The organism is Actinopolymorpha sp. B11F2 (assembly GCF_040195635.1).
Lineage (GTDB): Bacteria > Actinomycetota > Actinomycetes > Propionibacteriales > Actinopolymorphaceae > Thermasporomyces.
Genome location: NZ_JBEFTX010000010.1, coordinates 48,194 through 70,020 on the forward strand (window position 1 = coordinate 48,194; position 21,827 = coordinate 70,020).

Consider the following 21,827-nt stretch of genomic DNA (forward strand, 5'->3'; position numbering starts at 1 on the left):
ATGTGACATAGTACTGCCGTGCCTCCCGGGTTCCCGCGTACGCCCGTCGACGTGGTCGTCGTCGGGGCCGGCGTGGTCGGTGCGGCCTGTGCCTACTACTCCGCGCGGGCAGGGCTCGCCGTCGCGGTGGTCGACGCCGCCGGGATCGCGGGTGGTACGACGGGCGCCGGTGAAGGCAACCTGCTCGTCTCGGACAAGGAACCCGGTCCGGAGCTCGCGCTGGCCCTGCGTTCGCTCGCGTTGTGGCGCGAGCTGGACGGCGACCTCGGGTGCGACACCGGGTTCGAGTACGAACGCAAGGGCGGCGTCGTCGTCGCGGAGTCCGCCGAGGCCCACGCCGGGCTGGAGGCGTTCGCGGCCAGCCAGCGCGCCGCCGGCATCACCGCCGAACCTGTGCGCGACGCCGAACTCGCCGACCTCGAACCTCGGCTCGCGCCAGGCCTGCCCGGCGGCATCCACTACCCGCAGGACGCGCAGGTCCAGCCGATGCTCGCGGCGGCGGCGCTGCTGCGCGCGGCCCGGGCGCACGGCGCCACGGTCCACCCGCACACCCGGGTCACCGCCCTGGAGCGGGACCGGCACGGGCGGGTGACCGGAGTCGTCACGACCGGCGGCACCCTGGCCGCCGGAGCCGTCGTCAATGCCGCCGGCACCTGGGGCGGCGAGGTCGCCGTGCTGGCGGGTGTCGAGGTGCCGATCCTGCCCCGGCGTGGGTTCATCCTCGTCACCGAGCCACTGCCGCCGATGGTGCGGCACAAGGTCTACAGCGCGGAGTACGTCGCGAACGTCGCGAGCAGCTCCCCCGACCTCGAGACGTCGGCCGTCGTCGAGGGCACGGCCTCGGGCACGATCCTCATCGGCGCGAGCCGCGAGCGGGTGGGCTTCGACCGCACCCTGTCGCTGCGCGTCCTGCACCGGCTCGCGGCCCAGGCGGTGCGGTTGTTCCCGTTCCTGGCCGGGGTGTCCGCGATCCGTGCGTACCGTGGATTCCGTCCGTACGCGCCAGACCACCTGCCGGTGATCGGCCACGACCCTCGCGCGCCCGGGCTGTTCCACGCGTGCGGGCACGAGGGTGCGGGCGTCGGCCTCGCACCGGTCACGGGGTCCGTCGTTGCCGCGCTTCTCACCGGCCAGGACCCAGGTCTGGATGTGCGGCCCTTCCGACCGGAGCGGTTCGACTCGACGGCGGTGCCGGCATGAGCCGAGAGCCGGCCGAGATCGTCGTCGACGGGCGGCGGGTCGCTGTACGTCCGGGGCAGTCCGTCGCGGGCGCCCTGCTCGCCGCCGGGATCCGATCCTGGCGGACGACGAGAACCGGCAAGCAGCGTGGGTTGTTCTGCGGCATCGGCGTCTGCTTCGACTGTCTCGTGACCGTCAACGGCCGCCGGTCGGTGCGCGCCTGCGTGGCCGAAGCACGGCCTGGCGACGTGGTGAGCACCGGGTCGGAGCCAGATGACTGAGGAGGCGTACGACGTCGCGGTCGTCGGTGCGGGTCCGGCCGGGCTCACCTCGGCGACGACCATGACGAGGCACGGCCTCCGGGTTGTCCTGCTGGATGCGGGCGGACGGCCGGGTGGGCAGTTCTTCCGGCACCGCGACGACGCGGCCGCCGACGCCTACGGTCCCGGCTTCCGCGCGCTCCGCTCCACTCTCGCCGGACAGGTCGCCGCCGGCCGGCTCACCTACCGACCACGACACCAGGTCTGGACGGTCGAACGCGCGGGCCGCCGGTTCACCGTTCACGCCCTCGACGAGTCCGGCGACGGTGAACCACGGCCGTGGCGGGCGGAGGCCGACACGCTCGTCGTGGCGACGGGTGCGTACGACCGGCAACTTCCGTTCCCTGGTTGGGATCTGCCCGGCGTCGTGGCAGCGGGTGGGGCGCAGGCGCTCCTGAAGGGCAGCGGCGTCCTCGTCGGGCAACGGGTGGTCGTCGCCGGGAGCGGTCCGTTCCTGCTGCCCGTCGCGGCCGGGCTCGCGGAGAGTGGTGCGCGGGTCGTCGGGGTGTACGAAGCAAGCCGGGCGCGCGGCTATCTCGAGCATGTGCGCGCGGTCGCGAGGCACCCGGCGCGGCTCGCGGAAGCCGCGTCGTACGCCGCGAGACTCGCCCGGCACCGGGTGCCCTACCGCACCGGCCACGCGATCGTCTCGGCGAACGGCGACGCCTCCCTCACCGGTGTCACCGTCGCTCGGCTCGACGCGCAGCGCCGGCCGATCCGCGGCACGGAGTCGGCGGTCCCCTGCGACGCTCTGGCGGTCGGGTTCGGGTTCACCCCGCACGTCGACCTGCTCGTCGAGCTTGGCTGCGAGCTGTCCGCCGACCACGGAGGAGGGTCACCTGTCGTGGCGGTGGACCTCGACCAACGGACCACGGTCGAGGGCGCCTACTCCGCCGGGGAGACGACCGGCATCGGCGGAGCCGCGCTGGCACAGGTCGAGGGCGAGCTGGCCGGCCTGGCCGTCGCCGCCGCGCACCGGATCGCGGTCGACGAGCGCCAGGTGCGGCGGCTTCGGACTCGCAGGGCCCGACTGCGGGCGTTCGCCGGCGTCCTCCACCAGGTGCATGCGCCACCGGACGGCTGGACTGCCGGACTCCCCGACGACACGCTGGTCTGCCGCTGCGAGGAGGTCTCCGCCGGTACGGTCCGCCGGGCCGTCCGCGACCTCGGCGCGACGGATCCGCGGTCGGTGAAGCTCCTCACCCGTACCGGCATGGGCTGGTGCCAGGGCCGGATCTGCACCGCCGCCACCGTGGAGTTGACGGCCGCGCTGACGAGCCGGCCGGTGGCGGTCGAGGACACGATCGCTCTGGCACGCCGCCCCTTCGCGCACCCCGTCCCGCTCGGCGTCCTCGCCGACCTTGACGTCTCCGACCCCGACGCTGACCCGCCCCCGCCCCCGACCTCGAGCCCGAGCAGACGTAGCGGAGAAGGAGAACGATGATGACGACGACCCGCAAGCCCTGGCACGGTGTGATGGTCGCGACCGCACTGCCGTACCACGACGACCTCACGGTCGACCATGACAGGTTCGCCGATCATGTGCGGTGGCTCGTCGACCACGGCTGCGCCGGCGTGATGCCCAACGGCTCGCTCGGCGAGTACCAGTCATTGACCGATGACGAGCGCTCCCGCGTCCTGCGTACCGCCCTTGCCGCCGTTCCCGACCATGGTTCCGTCGTGCCCGGCGTCTCGGCCTACAGCGCCCTCACCGCTCGCCACTGGGCCGAGGACGCGGCCGAGGCCGGCGCGGAGGCCGTGCTGCTCCTCCCCCCGAACGCCTACCGCGCCGACGACCGCATCGTCCTCGCGCACTACGCCGAGGTCGCGAAGGCGGGCCTGCCGATCGTCGCGTACAACAATCCCCACGACACCCGCGTCGACCTCACTCCGGAACTGCTCGCGCGGCTACACGGGGAGGGGTTGATCGCGGCGGTGAAGGAGTTCAGCGGCGACGTCCGGCGGATCTACCAGATCCGCGAGCTGGCACCCGACCTCGACGTCCTCATCGGTGCGGACGACGTGGCACTGGAGCTGGGAGTCGCCGGTGCGGTCGGGTGGGTGGCGGGTTATCCGAACGCGTTGCCCGAGGTGTGCGTACGGCTCTATGACGCGGCTGTCGCCGGCGACCTCGCCTCCGCGCTTCCGCTCTACCGGCTGCTGCATCCCTTGCTGCGTTGGGACTCCAAGACCCAGTTCGTGCAGGCGATCAAGTTGTCGATGGACATCGCCGGACGTCACGGCGGACCCTGCCGCCCGCCCCGGTTGCCTTTGTCGCCGGAGCAGGACGCGGCCGTACGCAAGGCAACCGAGACCGTGCTCGCCGCTCTCCATACCAGCGCCGCCGCGGAAGTGCCGGCGCGATGAGGACGCGAAACGTCTTCCACGCCGTCGATTCCCACACCGAGGGCATGCCCACCCGCGTCATCACCGGCGGCATCGGCGTGATTCCGGGCACGACGATGGCCGAACGCCGGCAGCACTTCGTTGCTCATCTCGACCATCTGCGTACCCTCCTGATGTACGAACCGCGCGGCCACAGCGCCATGAGCGGTGCGATCCTGCAACCGCCGACGAGGCCGGACGCCGACTACGGCGTTCTGTTCATCGAGGTCTCCGGCTGCCTTCCCATGTGCGGGCACGGGACGATGGGCGTCGCCACGGTGTTGGTCGAGACCGGCATGGTCACCGTGACCGAACCCGTGACGCAGGTGCGCCTTGACACCCCCGCCGGACTCGTCGTCGCCGACGTCGAGGTTTCCGACGGGGTGGCGCGACGGGTGACGCTGCAGAATGTTCCGGCATACGTCCACGCCCTCGACCAGACGGTGGCCGTGCGGGGCGTCGGTGACGTCGGTTACGACCTCGCGTACGGCGGGAACTTCTATGCCATCGTGCCGATCGAGTCCGTCGGCCTGCCGTTCGACCGCACGGAGAAGCAAGCGATCCTTGACACCGGTCTCGCGATCATGGCGGCCATCAACGACACCGCACCGCCGCGACATGTGGAGGATCCGGGAATCCATGGCTGCCACCATGTCTATTTCACCGCGCCCGGATCCGATGCAAAGCACTCCCGGCATGCGATGGCGATCCACCCTGGATGGTTCGACCGTTCGCCCTGCGGTACCGGCACGTCCGCGCGGATGGCCCAGCTGCATGCCCGCGGTGCTCTGGGCGTGGACCAGGACTTCGTCAACGAGTCGTTCATCGGAACGAGTTTCGTCGGGCGGCTGATCGGCGAGACGACGGTCGGAGGGCGTCCGGCCGTCGTCCCGACGGTGAGCGGACGGGCCTGGCTCACCGGGACCGCGCAGTACTTCCTCGACCCCGAAGACCCCTTCCCACAAGGCTTCCTCCTGTGAGCGGGGCGAGCCCAGGCGTGAGCAGAGTGGAGCCCGAGGTGACCGCTGTGGTGAAGTCGGCGGATGCCGACGGGCTCGACCTTCCGCCCCTGCGAGGCTACCGGTCGCTGCGGGAGGAGGTGGCGAATGCGTTGCGGGCCGCACTCGTCGCCGGTCAGATGCGTCCTGGCACGGTCTATTCGGCACCGGCGCTCGCGGCGCGATTCGACGTCTCCGCCACCCCCGTCCGCGAAGCCATGCTTGACCTCGCCAAGGAAGGTCTCGTGGAAGTCGTTCGCAACAAGGGCTTCCGCGTCACCGTACTCTCCGACGCCGACCTGGACGAGATCACCGAGCTGCGCGAGCTGATCGAGGTCCCGACCGTGGTGAAACTTGTGCCGCACGTGGACTCCGAGGCGTTCGTACGCCTTCGGCCGCTCGCCCAGCAGATCGTCGACGCCGCTCGCGAGGGCGATGTGATCGGCTATGTCGAGGCGGACCGGAGATTCCATCTCGACCTGCTCGCCCTTGCCGACAACACCCGCCTCGTCGAAACCGTCAGCGACCTGCGGAAGCGGTCCCGGCTCTACGGCCTGACCCAGCTGAAGGCGGAACGGCTTTTGGCGTCCGCGGAGGAGCATCTGAAGTTGCTGGACCTGCTCGAGGCGGGAGACGCCGAAGCGGTGGGGTTCTTGATGCGACAGCACCTTCGCCATGTCCGCGGCAGCTGGGCTGGCCGACCGGAATCCGTGCGTACGTGAGGCCTTGCGCCACACCGATTGCCCGACATCACCACCGGTGGTGACAGGTCTCGTCCGAGTCTCCTGAGTACGAAGGGATCGGTCACATCCTCCACCGGCTGCCACGTGCCGGACAGATCCAATTCGGCGCACGTGGTTTCTTTCGACAGAAGGAAGATCCGTGCGCCAGAGTCGTCGATTGCCACGAGGCGTGAGCCGACGCGGCGCCGAGACTCCTTGCCGGCAAGGGTTTCCCCATTGATCTTGCCGGCACTATTGGGTAGAATCGCTGGTATGTTCGACCACGGGGGTGTGAACTTCTCGGTGCTGGCGTCGGCTGCGCCGGGCCCTGAGCTTGCCGCCGCGTTGGCGCGGGTTGACATGGCTTCGGTGAATGGTCATGTCCGTGTCGTGGTGATGGCCGCCTGGGAGCGGCAGGTGTCGTGGTCGAACGCGCAGCTGTATGAGGCGATGGCGTATGTGGCGCGGTCGCCGGCGTGCGAGCCGGATTCGTCACCTGAGTTGTGGAAGTCGTTTGGTGAGTTCGCGGCCGCTGAGGTGGGTGCGGCGCTGTGTCTGTCGCCCGGGTCTGCTGATCGGGAGTTGTCGTTCGCGTACGAACTCACTGAGCGGCTGCCCGCCACTCGCGCCGCACTTGCCGCGGGCACGGTCAATCTGGGGAAGGCGCGGACCATCGTCGAGGAGACGTGTTGTCTGACTCCTGAGCTGGCGCGACAGGCGGAAGAGTTCATCCTCGCCGCCGACGCGGCGTCCGGGATCGGCTTGACACAGGCGCAGTTGGTGCGCAGGTTGCGTCGGAAGGTACTCGAGCTCGATCCCGAGGGTGCTGAAGAACGTCGTAGGGAAGCGCAGCAGGGCAGACGGGTCGGGTTCGGCGCGAACCCCGACGGCACCGGCAGTATCACGGGTCAGGATCTGCCGTTGGCGGGGACCGCGGCGGCGAGGGTGTTCATCAAGACCCACGCCAGACGGATCAAACGAGCCGGAGACGTCAGGACGTTGGCGCAGATCGAGGCGGACGTGTTCCTCGACCTGCTCCGCGGCCGAGGACCCACCACCAACCCCGACCCGGCACCGGCGAACCGTGAACCCGCGTCAGCCGCCGCCCCTGGTCCGGCGTCTGCCGGCGACCGTGGTCCGGCAACGGACAATGCCGACGCTGGTTGGTCGCCCGCCGACCGTGATCCTGCGTCTGCCAACGCTGGCCCGGCGCCCGGCAACCCCGACCCCGCAGCCGACCCCGCGTCCGACCGCGCGTTCGGCGACGTGGGTGTCGATGAGGTGGATGCCTGGGATGCTCCGGGTGATGGTGGCGCGTGCGCCGAGACAGGTGACGAGCGGCTGGTCGCGAAGGTCGAACTCGTTGCCGAGCTGGAAACCTGGCTCCGGCTGGGCTCCCGCGCAGGCGAACTCGCCGGCCTCGGCGCCATCACCCCGGCGGTGATCGACGACATCAAGAACGCCGCAGCTGGCGGATTCGAATACTGCCGCACCGTCACCATCGACGGCAAAGTCGTCTACCACCAAGCCTCCAGCCGCCGCTACAAACCCACCGCTGCCCAACGCCGGTTCATCGAAGCGATGCACCGCACCTGCGCACAACCCGGCTGTTCCAGACCAGCCACCCTGTGCGACCTGGACCATACGGTCGAACACCGATTGAGCGGACCCTCCTGCGCCTGCAACCTCGCACCACTCTGCCGACGCCACCACCGCGCGAAACACCAAGCCGGCTGGTACTGGACCCAGAACCGACCAGGCCACCTCACCACCCAAAGCCCCCTCGGCCACACCTACACCGTCCGACCCGAACCCCCACCCGGTGCTTAGCCGCCGCAGACGAGCCCGCCGCGCGATACGGACCCATACGGACTGCTGTCAGCCGAAGGGTGGCGGCACGTTGGTCCTCGCGGGATCCCACCATCTCGTTCGGAAGTACACCGCAGCCCACCGGGGCGGAGGCAAGGTCCACTCGCGGACCATGAAGGACACGCTCGGCGCCGTCCATCCTTTGGCTCGACGAGTTGTGGCACAAGAAGGCCGAAGCCGACCGGAGGCGCAGGTTCCTCCACGAAGGCGCGGTCGTCGACGGCGTCCCACTCCGGGTCGTCGAACTGATCAGGGAGCCCGGGGAGGCGTACCTCATGAATTCCCTGCTGCTCCACGCACCCGCACCGAACGCCCTGCCCACACCGCGGACGATGCTCATCCAGGTGATCGGCCGGACGGAGGCGGCTGGCTGACGCGCCGCCCGCGACGCGTGCGGACGCTTCCACCTCCACGGTGGCCCGTGGCACGATGCTGAGACGACAGCACCGGGAGGTCGCGAGATGCGTTTCACGTACGCCGCCGAGAGTCACGTCGGCCATGTTCGTGACATCAACGAGGACTCGGGGTTCGCCGGACCGCACCTGCTCCTCGTCGCCGACGGCGTGGGCGGTGCCCCCGCGGGTGAGGTGGCGTCGGCGAGCGTGGCGTTCGTGATGAGTGCGATCTCCCTGACGCCGAGAGGATCGCTGCGGGCGGCGCCGTCGGACCTGCTCGCTGTGCTGCGCGAGTCGGTCCAGTACGCGTTCTGGCAGCTGCGCGAGGGGGTGGCGACAGATCCGGAACGTGCCGGCATGGCGACCACCCTCACCGCAATCCTCACCGATGGCGAACGGTTCGGCCTGGCCCACATCGGAAACTCCCGGGCGTCCCTCCTGCGTCGCGGGCAGCTCAGCCAGCTCACCACCGATCACACCTTCGTGCAGTTCCTCGTCGACGAAGGAAGGATCACGCCGGAGCAGGTACGCGACCACCCCTTCCAGTCGGTCATCACACGATCCGTCAGCGCCACGGACGAGCACGAGCCGGATCTCGCCCTTCTCGACCTCCAGGCGGGCGATCGCGTCCTGCTGTGCAGTGACGGGCTCACCGATCTCGTTTCCGACAACGACATCGGCTCCTGTCTCACGAGAACACCGCGCACGGGCGCGGTGCAAGGTCTCATCCGGTCCGCACTCGAGGCCGGCGGACGCGACAACGTTACCTGCGTGGTGGGCGACGTCGACTCCCGCCCACTCCTGCCGTGGACCCGGCGCTGTTACTACTGCCGGATGGTGGGAGCCCTGCCCCAGTTGGGAAATCTCATCGACCCGGCGGTCCCGCGCGCCGCGTGATCCTCAACCCGTCAACTGCGTCTGAGCGCGCGTTTGTGGAACACACCGGCCTTGACGATGGCCGACAGCTTGTCGAGATCCTGCAGGACGGTGATGTCGGCGAGCGGGTCACCGTCGACGACGAGGAGATCAGCCCGCTTGCCCGGCTCGATGGTGCCCACCTCGGCGGAGATGCCCAGCAGCTCGGCGTTGGTCCGTGTGGTCGCCACCAACGTCTCCGCAGCACCGAGCACCTTGGCCTTGATCGCCAACTCCCGCGTCTTGTGCACCGCGAGCGGCCCCAGCAGATCCGAGCCGGACGCGATCCGCACGCCGGCGTCGTGGGCGCGCTGAAGGCCGTCGAGCCCGGCCCCGAGCACGTCGTCGAGCTTGGCGAGCTTCTCCGGCGCGAAACCGAGCGCGCGGCCGTGCTCGTGCAGTTTTTCGTACGCCACGAACGTCGGCACGAGGAACGTGCCCCGCTCGGCCATCAACGCAGCGGTCGGCTCGTCGAGGAAGTTGCCGTGCTCGATCGAGCGGACGCCGGCCTCGACGGCGACCCGGATCGCTTCGGCCGAGTAGGCGTGAGCGAGGACGTACGTCCCCGCGTGCGCCGCCTCCTCGACGGCCGCGGCAAGTTCGGCATCCGTGTACTGCAGGCTCTCGAGCTTGTCCGTCGGCGACGCCACCCCACCGCTCGCCATCACCTTGATCGCGTCGGCACCGCGACGCAGCTGCTCCCGCACGGCCCGGCGGACGCCGTCCACGCCGTCGGCGATGTTGTCGACCATGCCGAGGTGCGCGCCACACAGGCAGCCCACGCTGTCCTGCGCGCGCGACCGGCTGTCCCCGTGCCCGCCGGTCTGCGACAGCGGCCGCCCGCTCACGAACATCCGCGGCCCGGAAATCAGGCCGCGGTCGACGGCCTCCTTCATCCCCCAGTCGGCGCCACCCGCGTCCCGGACGGTCGTGTAGCCCTGGTCGAGCGTCTGCCCGATCACCCGCCCGATCGCGTACGCCAACAGGCTGGTCGGATAGTCCCGTTGCTCCCGCCCGACCTCGACGTCCAACGAGCAGACATGAACGTGCGCGTCGATCAGCCCGGGCATCAGCGTGCGGCCACGGCAGTCGACCGTGTCGTCCGCGCGCACCCTGGAGACGCCCGCCACGACGTCCTTGATCACGCCGTCCTCGACCACCACGGTCGCGTCGTCGAGCGGGTCGGCCCCGGTGCACGGCAGCACCCGCGCATGGCGGAACGCCAGAACCCCTGTGCGCGTCGCCTCGGTTTCCACCCGCCCCATGGTGCCTCATCCGCCGTCGCGGCTCCTACGATGCCTCGCCTTCGCGAATGAAGTACTGCGCCATGGTGGTCGGGCCGGGCGTCTGCCAGGGCCAGTCGTCGATCATCGGATTCTGAACGTTGTGAAGGCGATTGCTGACCACGCCGTAGTTGCCCTTCGGCAGGCTGATCCCGATGTACCAGAACTGTTCCTGGGCGATCGCGATGATGCGCTTCATCAGGTCGGTTTGTTCTTCGCCGTTGGCCGTGCTCTTGAGCTGTTCGTAGAGCGACATCTGCTCGCGGGCCGCGGGCGGCGGTTCCTCGAACGGCCCGACGGCGTCCTTCGGGATCGGGCCGCGAAGCCCGCCGGCGTCGTACCAGTTTGACCACGGGATCGCCGTGATCGCGAGCGGCACCATGAAGTCGTGCTGGTAGACCGGGTCGAGGCCGCCGCCGGAGCCGAAGACGCAGGCATCGTGGAAGTTCGCGTCCACGCGTTCCCAGAAGAGCGTGCTCGTCTCGGACTTGATCCGCATGTCGATGCCGACGGCCTTGAAGTGCTCGCGCATCATCTCCAGGCAGGCGATGTCCCTGGCTCTGATGTCGGACATGGCATCGACATTGAACCTGAACGGCTGGCCGTCCGGGCCGAGGCGCGCGCCGTCACCGTCCTTGTCCGGGAGGACTCGATCGAGGTAACGGTTGGCCGTCTCGACGGAGTACTCCGTGTACTGCGTGGCGAGCTTCTCGTTGTAGTAGACGGTATCGGGATGGGGCGCGATCTGATGAAGCTCGCCCTGCCGGAGGAACACCGTGTCGATGATCTCCTGCCGGTTCATCGCATGAGACAGCCCGATCCGGAAGTTGATGTCGCGGAAGACCCTACGCATCTGCCGATCGCGGTGCGTGAGGTTGACCGCAAAGGCCATCGTGTTGGAGTCCTCGTAGGTCAGGTCGAGGATCTGGTACTTCCCCTCCTGCCGACCTCGGGCGATCAATGGCTTGTCGCGGATGTCCATGGTGATGGTGGAGTAGACCAGATCGACGTCGCCACCGAGCGTCTTCAGCTTGGCGACCTCGTTGTCGGCCACGAGCTGGGTGGACACCTCGTCGATGTAGGGCAGCTGCCTCCCTGCGGTGTCCACCTTCCAGTAGTACGGATTGCGCCTGGCGACCACCCGGTCGGTGACGTCGCCGACCGCCTTCGTCACCTGCCATGCGGTGAGCACCGGCAGCTCAGGGTTCTCCCATGGCGTCGCCTTCTGGAGGAAGAAGTCCGCCCAGCTGTCGAAACCGGCGTCCTTGGTCTTCTCCTCGGCATCCGGGGCGTACTTCTTGTGGAAGTCACGCAGATAGTGCGCCGGGTGGCGCGTCGGTCCCAGTCCGTTGGCCGTGGCGAGGTTGCCGAGCAGCAGACCGTTCGGGCCTGCGAAGCGGAACACGACGGTGTGGTCGTCCCGCTTCTCGACCGTGAAGGGTTCGTCGCCGGCAACGAGCCACGTCGGCATGGCCGGTGTGATCTCGGTATTCAGGGCGACATCCTCGCACCAGAAGACGATGTCGTCCGCCGTGAACGGTTCACCATCGGACCACTTCATGCCCGAACGAAGCTTGAAGACGTACTCGGTGGCATCGTCGTTGACCGAATAGCTCTCCGCGATGTCGGGAATGACGTCCTCAGCGGTCCACGTGGTCATCTGCGGCTTCCAGCGGACCAGGTGGTCGTAGGCCAGGGTGCGATCGAGGTTCCCCCCGACGTTGCTCGGCCCACCGACGCTGATCAGTCTCAGCTCTCCACCATAAACGCCGGCCTCGTCCACTGGCTTCACCACGAGCGGAGACCGGGGGAGGCGTTCCTTCAACGGGGGAAGATCGCCGCGCTTGACCATGTCGGTCAGCATCGGTGACTCCTTGGCGCCGGTTCCACCGCCTTGCCTCGACTCCTGCTGGCCTGGATCGGTGGAGAGCAGGTCGCATCCGGACATGGCGATGCCGCCGAGCACCGCCATTCCTCCTGTCCCCAGCAGCTGCCGCCTGTTCATCCCTCGTGGGTCTGGTCTTCTCGCCATCGTCTTCCTCTTCGAAAGTGGGCGTGGACGCCTGCCGGACAGCTGCTGGACAGCTCGGTCCGTCGGGCCGTGGGGCTGGGTCTTCGAGGTGGGTCAGACCCTCAAGCGGACGTACTCCATCGAGACGTCCATCGCGTGGACGAGTCCCGTGCTGGTCTCCTCGTCGACGCACAGCCATCCGCGGTAGTCGATGCTTCGTAGTGTCGCGAACAGCCCGTCGAGGTCGATCACTCCTTCGCCGAGGAGCCGCCACTCCCCGTCGGCGAAGTCCTTCAGATGAAGGTTGTCGATCACCGAAGCGAAGTCGGAGACGAGCCCCGCGACGTCGGTCACACCGGACTTCACCAGGTGAGCGGTGTCGACGGTGAGGTGGACGGCAGAGTGGTCGGCGGCGTCGAAGAAGACATCGAAGTCCCGTCGGTGCATGACGGGCTGGTTGTAGTGGTGGTGCAACGAAAGCGCGATGCCCTGGTCGGCCGCCTCCCGGCCCACCTCGGACAGCACTCGCGCGAAGCCGGCGATGTCAGTGTCGCTGAGCCCTGCGCGCGGAAGGCCGTGGCAGAAGACGATCCGCTCCGAACCCACCGCGCTGGCGAATTCGATCGTCGAACGCAAGCGCGCCAGACCGTCCGGGTCGAGTGTGCCGCCGGTGATCAGCCCGGTCGTGCATGCCGAGTCGCGACTCCACTCGTTGCGGAACGCTTCGGGGTCATCAAGGTAGGAGCCGTACTGCCCACCCTTGAGTTGCAGGCCCGCATATCCGGCCTCCCGGAACCTGTCGAAGAGCAACCGCTGTTCTTCGGGCCCTGCGGTCGGCTTGGAAAAGGCGATCTTCATGTGGGAAGGCCTCCCGTCAAGGTGACTGGCTCCCCCGCACGCGCGGACTCGTAGGCCGCGTCGAGCAATGCGATGGTTCGCAGGTTGTCCTTACCGCTGTTAGGTGGCTCGCCGCCGTCGTCGAGCGCGTCCAGCAGCCGGTTGAGGCTGAGGTACGTGGACTCCGGCTTTCCCCGCCCGGCGTACGGATTCTCCCACTCCGTGCTGCCGTCCTTGTCGCGCAGACTCACGGCGTCGTAACCGAACTCCAGGGTGCCCAGCTGGCCGAGGACCACCGTGTCTGTCCGCCGCAACCGGCTGGAGAAACTCTGCACGTACGACACCGGAATGTGATCGAAGAGCAGTTGGGTGAATGCGTCGGTCTCACCGGCACAGTCGACCTCCGGCGAGGACGATGTGCGGCACCACACCCACGCCGCCTCCCGTTCGAGCATGTGCCGAAAGCCGTCGAACCAGTGCACGCCCATCACCGACATTGCATGGCGTTGGATCTGCGTGCGCCACCCGCGGTCCTGCCGGAACATCAGGTTGGTGTGAACCACTCCTTGGACCTCGCCGACTCTGCCGTCGGAGATGAGTCGTCGGGCGAGGTCGAATGCGTAGTGGTCACGGAAGTTCTGGTTGACGGCGAGGTGGACACCGGCGTCGGCGCAGACGTCGACGATCAGACTGGCTTCCGTGAGGGTCTCCGAGAGCGGCTTCTCGACGAGTATGTGTTTGCCCGCGGCGGCCAAGGTCCTGACCATGTCCTGACGCACGTTGGTAGGCGTGCAGAGCACCGCGGCGGTCCACGTGCTGCCGTCGATCATCTCCTCCAAGCTGGAGTACACACGCTCCACCCCGTAGGTCTGCTGGGCCCACTCGCGCCGCTCAGGTCGCGGATCGCACGCAGCGGCGATGCGGATCCGCTCAGGATGGGCCAGATAACCATCGAAATGCATCGCGGACACACCGCCGCAACCGACCATCGCAATATCGTGAACAGCCATCAAGCCCCTATCTTTTGCCTGTGGGTTCAACGTCCAGACGTCGACATTCAGATCAACCTCAGGCGTCCAGGTCCGAACGCACGGTCAACGTCGCGGAGCCATCCTGGCATGGCCACATTCGGGGATGCCATAGCCAATTAGCCGTTCATTGGTTTGCATTCTGGCCGAATCTGCCAGCCAGCATGTCGATCAGGCAGGTCAGCCGAGTCGCGCAGAGACGGTGCGGAACGAATGGGCGGGCACGTCGACGACGAGGGTTCCGTCGGAGCGACCGACGTCGTCGAATGGCTGTGGTGATACCGCTCCTGGATCCTCGAACGTATTGTGGCTCGCGACATTCGGTGCGGTGAGGATACGGGACGTTTCCAGCCGCCAGTCGGCGCCGCGTACGTCGACGTGAAGCCGTACTCCGGCCTCGGTGTCGAGGTTCGTCGCCGAGACGAGCAACACGCCGTTCTTGACGCTTGCCGACGCCGAGAGTGTCCTGATCTCTCGATCGGCAACCTCGCGAAAGGCGGTGGCGTCCTTGATGTGAAGGGGCAACAGCATCGCGTCGTGGTGCCCTTTGTTCATCTCGAAGACGTGAAACGTCGGCGTCTTCAGCAGTCGGTCACCGTCGGTCAGCACCATCGCCTGGAGAACATTCACCGTTTGGGCGATGTTGGCCATCACCTACCGGTCGGCGTGCTGGTGGAAGATATCGAAATGCAGACTCGCCACGAGCGCGTCACGAAGAGCGTTCTGTTGGTACAGGAAACGCGGATTGGTGCCGTCCTCCACCCGCCACCAGGTGCCCCATTCATCGCAGACGAGGCCCATCCGCCTGCGTGGGTCGTAACAGTCCATGACCCGTGAATGGCCCGTGATGATCTCGTCCATGCGCCAGGCGTTCACCATGGTCTGGAAGTACTCGTCCTCGCTGAACACCGTCGCCGCACCCCGGGCTTCCCGCGAGGGTGCAGTCGTGTAGTAGTGAAACGCCAGCGCCTGATAGGTGTTTCGCGGGTCCCTGCCGCAGTCCAGGCAGCCGATCGACTGCATCAACGTCTGCGTCCAGTGCGCCCGTTCTCACGACGAAGCCATGACATGGGCGCCGCACCGGACCGGGTGAGATACTCGACCCACTCACTCATCTCATGGACGGTTCCGCTGCCCACGTTGCCGACGATGTAGGGCTCAGTGCCGAGCTGGTCACACAACTCCATGAACTCATGGGTGCCGAAATGGTTGTTCTCGACGACGTTTCCCCAGTGGGTGTTGACCATCCATGGTCGGGACTCCTTGGGGTCGACGCCATCGCGCCAGTGGTACTCGTCGGCGAAACATCCGCCAGGCCAACGAAGGTTCGGGATCGCGAGCTCGCGCAGCGCCTCCACCACGTCGGTACGCATTCCACCGACGTTCGGGACCGGGTAGTCCTCCCCGACGTAGAAGCCGCCATAGATGCACCGCCCGAGATGCTCGGCGAAGCGACCGTACAGATGGCGACTGATCAGGGGGCCGGGAACGTCGGCGTTGACGACGGCGGTCACGGCCGGAGATGTCGATGACAAGGTTCGCTCACCCTCAATCCAGGGTGACGACCTGGCGGTCCGCTGTGGAGAACGTGATCAGCAGCACTGCCCGGTCGTTCCCGACGTTCTCGGCGTTGTGAACTTCTCCCGTCGGAATCGAGATCGTGTCGCCCTCGGCCATCTCGACGTACTCGTCGCCGAGGCGGTGCCGGATCCTGCCGCGCAGGACGTGCAGCACCTCGTCGCAGTTCGGGTGGTAGTGCGGCGCGTTGGCCTGGCCGGGGTCGATCTGGCAGCGGCCGACGGTGAGCTTCCGCGAGTTGCCGAGCGCCTTGGACACGAACCAGTCCAGGCGTCCCCACGGATAGTCCTCGCTGGCGACGTCTCCTGCCCGGGTGATGCTGGCTTCCGTCATCGGCTCCTCTTTCGTCGTTCCGCTCGTTCGATCCGGTTCCGGCGGCTCAGCCGGTCGAGGGGTCGATGTCGACGAACGCCTTGATCTGCGCGGTGATCGCCCGTTCGGTCGGCAACCGCTCCATCGACGAGGCACCGTAGAAGCCGTCGACACCGGACGCCCGACGCAGGACGTACGCGGCGTCGTCGGGTTCTGCGACCGGTCCACCGTGGCACAGGACCAGCACGTCGTCCCGGACGTCGCGGGCCGCCTTCGCCCAGGCGGTGGCGAGCTCGACACAGTCGTCGAGGCTGCGCGCGGTCTCGGCACCGATCGCGCCGCCGGTGGTCAGGCCGAAGTGGCAGACCACGATGTCCGCCCCGGCCTCGGCCATCGCGGCCGCGTCCTCGACGGAGAAGACGTACGGCGTGGTCAGCAGGTCGAAGCCACGCGCCCGGCGGATCATGTCGACCTCGAGCGCGTAGCTCATCCCGGTCTCTTCGAGGTTGGCGCGGAACACGCCGTCGATCAGCCCGACCGTCGGGAAGTTCTGGACGCCGGCGAAACCGAGCCGGGCCAACTCGGGCAGGAACACGTCCGGGTCGTAGAACGGGTCGGTCCCGTTGACCCCCGCCAGCACCGGCGTGCGCCTAACGACCGGCAGTACCTCACGGGCCATCTCGACCACGACGTCGTTGGCATTGCCGTACGCCATCAACCCGGCGAGGGATCCGCGCCCCGCCATCCGGTAGCGGCCCGAGTTGTAGATGACGATCAGGTCGATCCCACCGGCCTCCTCGCACTTGGCGGACAGGCCGGTGCCGGCGCCACCGCCGATGATCGGCTGGCCGGCCGCGACCTTGGCACGCAGGCGGGTGAGGATGGACTCCCTGGTCAGCCGGCTCATGGCATTCCCCTCTCGCATGACCACTGCGGTGCCTCACTCCGGCACACCTCGTACCTCGGCGTACCTCCATGGGGGCTCCTCGCGCTCATGCGGTACCCCCTGTGACATAGGTGTCGAGCTTCTCGACCATCGCCGCCGCGAACGCCGGGTCGTTGACGTCCAGGTCCAGCTCGATCAGCTCGACCCGCGTACGGTCCAGCGTCGACCGGATCGCGCCGAAGAGTGCGGCGTCGGCGTCGGCGTCATGGAACGGGCCGCCCTCGCCGGCGATGGCCGAGATCCCCTTCAGCGGAAGGAAGACCGCAGCCGGTCCGGTGGTCGCGGACACCCGCGTCGCCAGCCGGGTCCCCAGCTCGGCACACTCCTGCGGCGTCGTACGCATCAACGTCACGCTCGGGTTATGGACATAGAGGTTCCGGCCGGCGAACTTCTCCGGCACGGTCTCCTTCGGGCCGAAGTTGACCATGTCGAGAGCGCCGACCGACACCACCTGTGGGACCCCGGCGGCTGCGGCGGCGGTGAGCCGACCCGGACCCGCGGAGAACACGCCGCCCACGAGCTCGTCCGCGAGTTCGGTGGTGGTGACGTCGAGGACGCCTGCCAGCCAGCCGTCGGCGGCGAGCCCTTCGAGCGTACGACCGCCGACGCCGGTCATGTGGAACACCAGCACCTCGTAGCCGCCCTTCTCGAGCAGCTCACGGGCGGCAGTGACGCACGGGGTCGTCACGCCGAACATGCTCGCGGCAAGCAGCGGACGCTCCGCCGCGACCGCGGGTTCCGGCGCCGTCACCATGCCGGCCAGTGCGGCCGCCGCGTTGGCGAGGATCCGCGCCGACAGTCGGTTGACGCCGGCGACGTCGGTCACGCTGGGGAAGAGCACGAGGTCGCTCTCGGCGACGTACGCCCGGGTGTCGCCGGACGCGGCCGTCGAGACGATCACCTTCGGTACGCCGAGAGGTAGTCCGCGGAACGCCTGCGCGGCGATCGACGTCCCTCCGGTCCCGCCGAGGGCGAGCGCCCCGGCGCAGGACCCCTGCTGGTGCAGGCGCCCCAGCACCTCGGCGGCCCCGCGCGCCATCGCGGTGACGGCCGCGCCGCGGTCCCGGTCGGCGGCGAGAGCGGCAAGGTCCGCGCCGCCCGCCGCGGCGACCTCGGCGGCCGGGACGTCGGCTGCCAGGGGGGCTCCGCCCGAGCCATCGGCCAGGCTCGGGGCGGTGAGGACGCCCGCGTCGACGACCACGACGTCGACACCGGCCTCGACGAGCCGGTCGCGGACGAAGGCGTACTCCGCACCTTTGGTGTCCAGCGTGCCCAGAAGTACGACGGTTGGCACTGACGATCCCTCCTGCCTACCAGCCAGGGAGTGCAATTCCGTTCCGACTTGGCGATGATCGGGCGATGGCTACCAGCAGCACCAGATCCAATCCGGCCCCGGTGGTTTACTTCGGCGCGCCGCGACTGATCCGGCTGCTGGACGGGTGGGCCGACCAGCCCGGCGGGCTGAGCACCAGACTCGCCGAGGCGCTGCGCCAACTGGTCCGCGCCGGCCAGCTGCCGGCCGGCACCCGCCTGCCGTCCGAACGCATCCTCGCGTCGGCCCTCGGACTCGGCCGGACGACGGTGGGTCAGGCGTTCGACACCCTACGCGCCGAGGGCATCCTGGTCAGCCGCACCGGCACGGGCACCTTCGTGTCGACCGCGGCCGGACACGCGAACGCCCGCGGGGACGACCGGCTCCGGTCGTTCGTCACCGACACGCTGGTCGCCGGCCCGCGGGGAACCCGACAGCTGAACGCCCGGATCGACCTCCGCAGCGCAGCACTCCCAGGGATCCCGATGGTCGCCGACGAGCTCGACCGGCTCTCCGCCGCGGACTTCGCCGGGACGCTGCCGTCGCACGGCTATGTCCCGCGGGGTCTCCCGGTCCTGCGTACCGCCGTCGCCAGCTACTACACGGCGATGGGCCTACGGACCGAGCCCGGTCAGGTCCTCGTCACCTCGGGCGCCCAGCAGGCGATGCGGATCGTCGCCGAGACGCTCGTCGAGCCGGGCGGCACCGTCATCGTGGAGGAGCCGACGTTCCGCGGCGCGATCGAGGTTCTGCGCAGCGTCGGCGCCCACCTCGTCGGCGTACCCAGCGGGCGCGAAGGGGTCGACATCGACGCCCTCGCCGCCGCCGTACGCCGCCATCGGCCGGTGTTCGTCCTCCTGCAGTCGACCGTGCACAACCCCACCGGCTCGGTCCTGCCCGAACGGGCGCGGGCGGCAGTGGCCAGGCTGTCCGCCGAGGCCGGTCTCACGATCGTCGACGACGCGGCACCCACCGACGCCATCATCGACGGTCCGCCGCCTCCCCCACTCGCGTCGTACGGCGGAGACGTGCTGACGCTCGGCTCGGCGAGCAAGGGCTTCTGGGGCGGCCTGCGGGTCGGTTGGCTGCGCGCCGGCCGCGACCTCGTGGAACGCCTGGCGATCGTCAAGGGTGCCGAGGACCTCGGCACGTCCATCCCCGCGCAGATCGTGACCGCCCGGCTGCTCGACCGCGCCGCCGAGGCCCGCGCCCACCGCCGGGCCACCCTCGGATCCGCGCGGGACTTCGCCCTGCAGATCCTCGCGGAGGAACTGCCGGACTGGCGGTCGTACGTACCTGCCGGCGGCGCGTCGCTGTGGATCGAACTGCCCGCGGGCCACTCCGCGACCACGTTCGCCGAACGTGCGGGTCGGGCTGGTGTCGACGTCCTGGCCGGTCCGACGTTCAGCTGCGAGGACGCGCTCGACGGCTGGCTGCGGGTGGCGTTCGCCGCGCCGGAGGAGGCCATCGCCGACGGACTACTCCGGCTCGCGGAGCTGTGGCACGCCGGCAAGGACGAGGACCGCATGACATGACACCGCGACCGCGATTCCAGCTACGCCCGCTCGAACTCGGCGACGCGGGAGAACTGTTGACCCTCCAGCGCGCCGCGTTCGTCGGTGAGGCGCAGCTCTACGGCGACCCTCGGCTGCCTCCGCTGACCCAGACGCTCGCCGAGCTGGAAAACGAGATCGTCAGCAGTACCGGGATCGCAGCGACGGCCGGCACGCGCCTCGTCGGTGCCGTCCGCATGCGGCTACACATGGACGTCCTGTACATCAACCGGCTCGCCGTCGCGCCAGATCTGCAAGGCCAGGGAATCGGGACGGCGCTGCTGCGGGCCGCCGAGACCAGTGCGCCGGCGCACCGGGCGAGTCTGTTCACGGGCCACCTCAGTGCGGCGAACCTGCGCCTCTACCGCCGGCTCGGCTACGTCGAGACCAGGCGGGAGCGTGAGCCTGCGGTACCCGATCTCATTCACCTGACCAAGGACCTCAGTCCGGCCCCGTGACGACGACCCGGTGACGCCCGCCGACTGACGTCGGCCAGCTGACGTCAGTCGGCGGGGAGCTCGGCCCCGCAGCGGACGCAGTGGTCCGGGGGAGGCTGGTCCTCGACCATCGCGCCGCATTCCGGACACAACAGGTGAAGCCAGCACACCGGGTCCCCGCCCTCGCCGACGCCGGCGCGGCTCGTTCCGTCCGCAGGTTCGGAGGTCACAGGTTGATCCTCCCAGGTGGTCCAGCTGAGTCAGGGGAGCCGGCGTAGCCAGCGGCGCTGCCACGGTGTCTCGACGGCACGGTGGTGATAGTGGGCGCGGACCCAGGAGACGGCCTGTGGTGCCGGGAGTCCGTCGAGGATGGCGAGGGCGGCCAGGGCGGTTCCGGTGCGGCCGACGCCGCCTCGGCAGGCGACCTCGACGCGTTCGCCGGCGTGTGCCCGTCGGAGAGCTTCGCGCAGGGCGTCGAGCGCGTCGGTACGGTCACTGGGGGTCCAGAAGTCCGGCCAGCGGATACGCCGATGCGGCCAGGCCGGCGCCGGTCCCTCGACCAGCAGCAGGGCGAAGTCGGCGGGTGTGATGGTGACGTCTCCCGCCCGCCGCCCGCGGACCTGACTACCGGTGGGGAGGGTCACCAGCCCGGTGTCGTCCAGCCAAGCGGAACTTGCGCGGTTGCCCACGCCCCATTCTGACACCGGCGAGTGTGCGCAAACTGTAGGTCCGAAGGGTCCGACACCTACAGTTTGCGCACTTTGATCATGAAGCCAGCCTTCGACGGCGGCATGTGCCCGGCCCCCGCCGACTGGTCTGCCAGGATGGCTGGTCGTGATCAGCCTTCCGCCGTCGTTCTTCTCCTACACCCGCGTCTCGCGGGAGGGTGCGGCCGGCCGGGCATGGGCGGAGTCGCTCCCCGCGCTCGTCGACGAACTCTGCGTACGGTGGTCGCTGACGATCGACGGCGCGCCCATGCACGGCGCCAACGGGATCGCCGTGCCGGTGGTCCGACGCGACGGTGGAGCCGCCTGCGTCCTCAAGGTGGCCTGGCTCGACCAGGAGCTGCGGAACCAGATCGTGGCGCTGGCGCTGTGGGACGGCCACGGCATGGTCCGACTGCTCGACGCCTCCGTCGAGGACGGCGCGCTCCTGCTGGAACGGCTCGACGCCTCCCGCTCGCTTCGTTCGCTACCGCTCGAGGATTCGCTCACGGTGGCGGGCGAGCTGCTCCGGCGACAAGCGGTTCCCGCCCCGGCCGACGCGGACCTGCCGCCCGTCGCCGGCGTCGCCGAAGCCTTCGTCGCGTCGGCGGTCGAGCGCTCGGCAAAGTTGGGGGATCCGGTCCCGTCGGACGACCTCACCATGGCGGTCGGGCTGGCCCGCGAGCTGGCCACCGTCACCGGGGACCTGCTGGTCAACCACGACCTGCATGACGAGAACATCCTGGCCGCCGAACGCGAACCCTGGTTGGCGATCGACCCGAGAGTCCTGGTCGGCGTGCCGGAGTACGGCATCGCCCAGCTGCTCTGGTGGCGACTCGACGACATGCCCGGCGACAAGGGCCTGCGGGACTGCCTCGACCTGCTGGTGTCGACCGCGGGCCTGGACGGCGAGCTCACCTGGACGTGGACCCTCGTCCGGTCGGTCGACTACTGGCTGTGGGGGCTGGAAAATGGGCTCACCATCGACCCGGCCCGGTGCGCCCGCGTCGTCGAGACCCTGACGTCACCGTAGTCCTGGCGGC

Annotated in this window: 22 protein-coding genes and 1 pseudogene; 12 read left to right on the plus strand and 11 right to left on the minus strand. The window is 68.9% G+C overall.

Annotation, left to right across the window (positions count from 1 at the left end; all coding sequences use genetic code 11):
• The first annotated feature begins 18 nt into the window (after positions 1–18).
• The 9 genes from ABN034_RS18815 (at position 19) to ABN034_RS18855 (ending at position 8,765) form a co-directional block, all read left to right on the plus strand.
• Positions 19–1,200: an NAD(P)/FAD-dependent oxidoreductase gene (locus ABN034_RS18815; protein ID WP_349692285.1), complete on the plus strand. Its 1,182-nt coding sequence runs from the start codon at positions 19–21 to the stop codon at positions 1,198–1,200.
• Positions 1,197–1,460: a (2Fe-2S)-binding protein gene (locus ABN034_RS18820; protein ID WP_349692286.1), complete on the plus strand. Its 264-nt coding sequence runs from the start codon at positions 1,197–1,199 to the stop codon at positions 1,458–1,460. The genes ABN034_RS18815 and ABN034_RS18820 overlap by 4 nt, the downstream gene beginning before the upstream one ends.
• Complete coding sequence (locus tag ABN034_RS18825; RefSeq protein WP_349692287.1) at positions 1,453–2,943, plus strand: FAD-dependent oxidoreductase; 1,491 nt, start codon at positions 1,453–1,455, stop codon at positions 2,941–2,943. The genes ABN034_RS18820 and ABN034_RS18825 overlap by 8 nt, the downstream gene beginning before the upstream one ends.
• Complete coding sequence (locus ABN034_RS18830; RefSeq protein WP_349692288.1) at positions 2,940–3,866, plus strand: dihydrodipicolinate synthase family protein; 927 nt, start codon at positions 2,940–2,942, stop codon at positions 3,864–3,866. The genes ABN034_RS18825 and ABN034_RS18830 overlap by 4 nt, the downstream gene beginning before the upstream one ends.
• Positions 3,863–4,864, plus strand: a complete 1,002-nt coding sequence (locus ABN034_RS18835) for a proline racemase family protein (protein ID WP_349692289.1) — start codon at positions 3,863–3,865, stop codon at positions 4,862–4,864. The genes ABN034_RS18830 and ABN034_RS18835 overlap by 4 nt, the downstream gene beginning before the upstream one ends.
• Before the next feature lie 38 nt (positions 4,865–4,902).
• On the plus strand, positions 4,903–5,604 hold the full coding sequence (locus tag ABN034_RS18840; protein ID WP_349692290.1) for a GntR family transcriptional regulator: 702 nt from the start codon (positions 4,903–4,905) through the stop codon (positions 5,602–5,604).
• Positions 5,605–5,877: 273 nt separating this feature from the next.
• Complete coding sequence (locus tag ABN034_RS18845; protein WP_349692291.1) at positions 5,878–7,434, plus strand: HNH endonuclease signature motif containing protein; 1,557 nt, start codon at positions 5,878–5,880, stop codon at positions 7,432–7,434.
• 194 nt (positions 7,435–7,628) lie between these two features.
• Positions 7,629–7,847, plus strand: a complete 219-nt coding sequence (locus ABN034_RS18850; RefSeq protein ID WP_349692292.1) for a hypothetical protein — start codon at positions 7,629–7,631, stop codon at positions 7,845–7,847.
• Positions 7,848–7,934: 87 nt separating this feature from the next.
• Positions 7,935–8,765 (plus strand): PP2C family protein-serine/threonine phosphatase, encoded by an 831-nt coding sequence (locus ABN034_RS18855; RefSeq protein ID WP_349692293.1) that lies wholly within the window; start codon positions 7,935–7,937, stop codon positions 8,763–8,765.
• Positions 8,766–8,776: 11 nt separating this feature from the next.
• On the opposite strand, the gene ABN034_RS18860 is transcribed toward ABN034_RS18855, so the two are convergent.
• From ABN034_RS18860 to ABN034_RS18900, 9 genes and pseudogenes are all read right to left on the minus strand, one after another.
• Positions 8,777–10,039 (minus strand): metal-dependent hydrolase family protein, encoded by a 1,263-nt coding sequence (locus ABN034_RS18860; protein WP_349692294.1) that lies wholly within the window; start codon positions 10,037–10,039, stop codon positions 8,777–8,779.
• Between the two features lie 34 nt (positions 10,040–10,073).
• Positions 10,074–12,071 carry an ABC transporter substrate-binding protein gene (locus ABN034_RS18865; protein WP_349692295.1) on the minus strand — a complete coding sequence of 666 codons (1,998 nt, stop codon included), beginning with the start codon at positions 12,069–12,071 and terminating at the stop codon, positions 10,074–10,076.
• Positions 12,072–12,191: 120 nt separating this feature from the next.
• Positions 12,192–12,935 (minus strand): sugar phosphate isomerase/epimerase family protein, encoded by a 744-nt coding sequence (locus ABN034_RS18870; RefSeq protein ID WP_349692296.1) that lies wholly within the window; start codon positions 12,933–12,935, stop codon positions 12,192–12,194.
• Entirely contained in the window at positions 12,932–13,903 is a 972-nt protein-coding gene (locus ABN034_RS18875) for a Gfo/Idh/MocA family protein (protein WP_349692297.1), read from the minus strand. Before ABN034_RS18875 ends, ABN034_RS18870 begins: the two co-directional genes overlap by 4 nt.
• A gap of 219 nt (positions 13,904–14,122) precedes the next feature.
• Positions 14,123–14,965 (minus strand): annotated as a pseudogene (locus tag ABN034_RS18880) (alpha-L-arabinofuranosidase C-terminal domain-containing protein).
• Positions 14,965–15,477 (minus strand): alpha-L-arabinofuranosidase family protein, encoded by a 513-nt coding sequence (locus ABN034_RS18885; protein WP_349692298.1) that lies wholly within the window; start codon positions 15,475–15,477, stop codon positions 14,965–14,967. The pseudogene ABN034_RS18880 and the gene ABN034_RS18885 overlap by 1 nt, the downstream one beginning before the upstream one ends.
• A 13-nt stretch (positions 15,478–15,490) precedes the next feature.
• The gene (locus ABN034_RS18890; protein ID WP_349692299.1) at positions 15,491–15,853 is read right to left on the minus strand and encodes a cupin domain-containing protein; all 363 of its coding nucleotides are present in this window, start codon (positions 15,851–15,853) and stop codon (positions 15,491–15,493) included.
• Positions 15,854–15,899: 46 nt separating this feature from the next.
• Positions 15,900–16,739, minus strand: a complete 840-nt coding sequence (locus ABN034_RS18895) for a phosphoenolpyruvate hydrolase family protein (RefSeq protein ID WP_349692300.1) — start codon at positions 16,737–16,739, stop codon at positions 15,900–15,902.
• An 85-nt stretch (positions 16,740–16,824) separates the two neighbouring features.
• Positions 16,825–18,072, minus strand: coding sequence for a Tm-1-like ATP-binding domain-containing protein (locus ABN034_RS18900; protein WP_349692301.1), 1,248 nt, complete (start codon positions 18,070–18,072; stop codon positions 16,825–16,827).
• Positions 18,073–18,137: 65 nt separating this feature from the next.
• On the opposite strand from ABN034_RS18900, the gene ABN034_RS18905 reads away from it, so the two are divergent.
• Both ABN034_RS18905 and ABN034_RS18910 read left to right on the plus strand, forming a co-directional pair.
• Positions 18,138–19,625, plus strand: coding sequence for an aminotransferase-like domain-containing protein (locus ABN034_RS18905; protein ID WP_349692302.1), 1,488 nt, complete (start codon positions 18,138–18,140; stop codon positions 19,623–19,625).
• Positions 19,622–20,101 (plus strand): GNAT family N-acetyltransferase, encoded by a 480-nt coding sequence (locus ABN034_RS18910; RefSeq protein ID WP_349692303.1) that lies wholly within the window; start codon positions 19,622–19,624, stop codon positions 20,099–20,101. Before ABN034_RS18905 ends, ABN034_RS18910 begins: the two co-directional genes overlap by 4 nt.
• A gap of 44 nt (positions 20,102–20,145) precedes the next feature.
• Here the strand turns inward: ABN034_RS18910 and ABN034_RS18915 are convergent, their stop codons facing one another.
• Together ABN034_RS18915 and ABN034_RS18920 are read right to left on the minus strand one after the other, a co-directional pair.
• Complete coding sequence (locus tag ABN034_RS18915) at positions 20,146–20,310, minus strand: hypothetical protein (protein WP_349692304.1); 165 nt, start codon at positions 20,308–20,310, stop codon at positions 20,146–20,148.
• A gap of 30 nt (positions 20,311–20,340) precedes the next feature.
• A complete protein-coding gene (locus ABN034_RS18920; RefSeq protein WP_349692305.1) occupies positions 20,341–20,769 on the minus strand; it encodes a protein-tyrosine phosphatase family protein in 429 nt (142 codons plus the stop codon).
• Between the two features lie 145 nt (positions 20,770–20,914).
• Here ABN034_RS18920 and ABN034_RS18925 point away from each other — a divergent pair, with 145 nt between their 5' ends.
• Entirely contained in the window at positions 20,915–21,817 is a 903-nt protein-coding gene (locus ABN034_RS18925) for an aminoglycoside phosphotransferase family protein (RefSeq protein WP_349692306.1), read from the plus strand.
• Positions 21,818–21,827 lie beyond the last annotated feature (10 nt).

Coding starts and splice junctions, on each gene's coding strand:
- ABN034_RS18820 (WP_349692286.1), top strand. CDS start 1,197: ATGAGCCGAGAGCCGGCCGAGATCGTCGTCGACGGGCGGCGGGTCGCT.
- ABN034_RS18825 (WP_349692287.1), top strand. CDS start 1,453: ATGACTGAGGAGGCGTACGACGTCGCGGTCGTCGGTGCGGGTCCGGCC.
- ABN034_RS18830 (WP_349692288.1), top strand. CDS start 2,940: ATGATGACGACGACCCGCAAGCCCTGGCACGGTGTGATGGTCGCGACC.
- ABN034_RS18835 (WP_349692289.1), top strand. CDS start 3,863: ATGAGGACGCGAAACGTCTTCCACGCCGTCGATTCCCACACCGAGGGC.
- ABN034_RS18845 (WP_349692291.1), top strand. CDS start 5,878: ATGTTCGACCACGGGGGTGTGAACTTCTCGGTGCTGGCGTCGGCTGCG.
- ABN034_RS18855 (WP_349692293.1), top strand. CDS start 7,935: ATGCGTTTCACGTACGCCGCCGAGAGTCACGTCGGCCATGTTCGTGAC.
- ABN034_RS18865 (WP_349692295.1), bottom strand. CDS start 12,071: ATGAACAGGCGGCAGCTGCTGGGGACAGGAGGAATGGCGGTGCTCGGC.
- ABN034_RS18870 (WP_349692296.1), bottom strand. CDS start 12,935: ATGAAGATCGCCTTTTCCAAGCCGACCGCAGGGCCCGAAGAACAGCGG.
- ABN034_RS18875 (WP_349692297.1), bottom strand. CDS start 13,903: ATGGTCGGTTGCGGCGGTGTGTCCGCGATGCATTTCGATGGTTATCTG.
- ABN034_RS18890 (WP_349692299.1), bottom strand. CDS start 15,853: ATGACGGAAGCCAGCATCACCCGGGCAGGAGACGTCGCCAGCGAGGAC.
- ABN034_RS18895 (WP_349692300.1), bottom strand. CDS start 16,739: ATGAGCCGGCTGACCAGGGAGTCCATCCTCACCCGCCTGCGTGCCAAG.
- ABN034_RS18905 (WP_349692302.1), top strand. CDS start 18,138: ATGGCTACCAGCAGCACCAGATCCAATCCGGCCCCGGTGGTTTACTTC.
- ABN034_RS18910 (WP_349692303.1), top strand. CDS start 19,622: ATGACACCGCGACCGCGATTCCAGCTACGCCCGCTCGAACTCGGCGAC.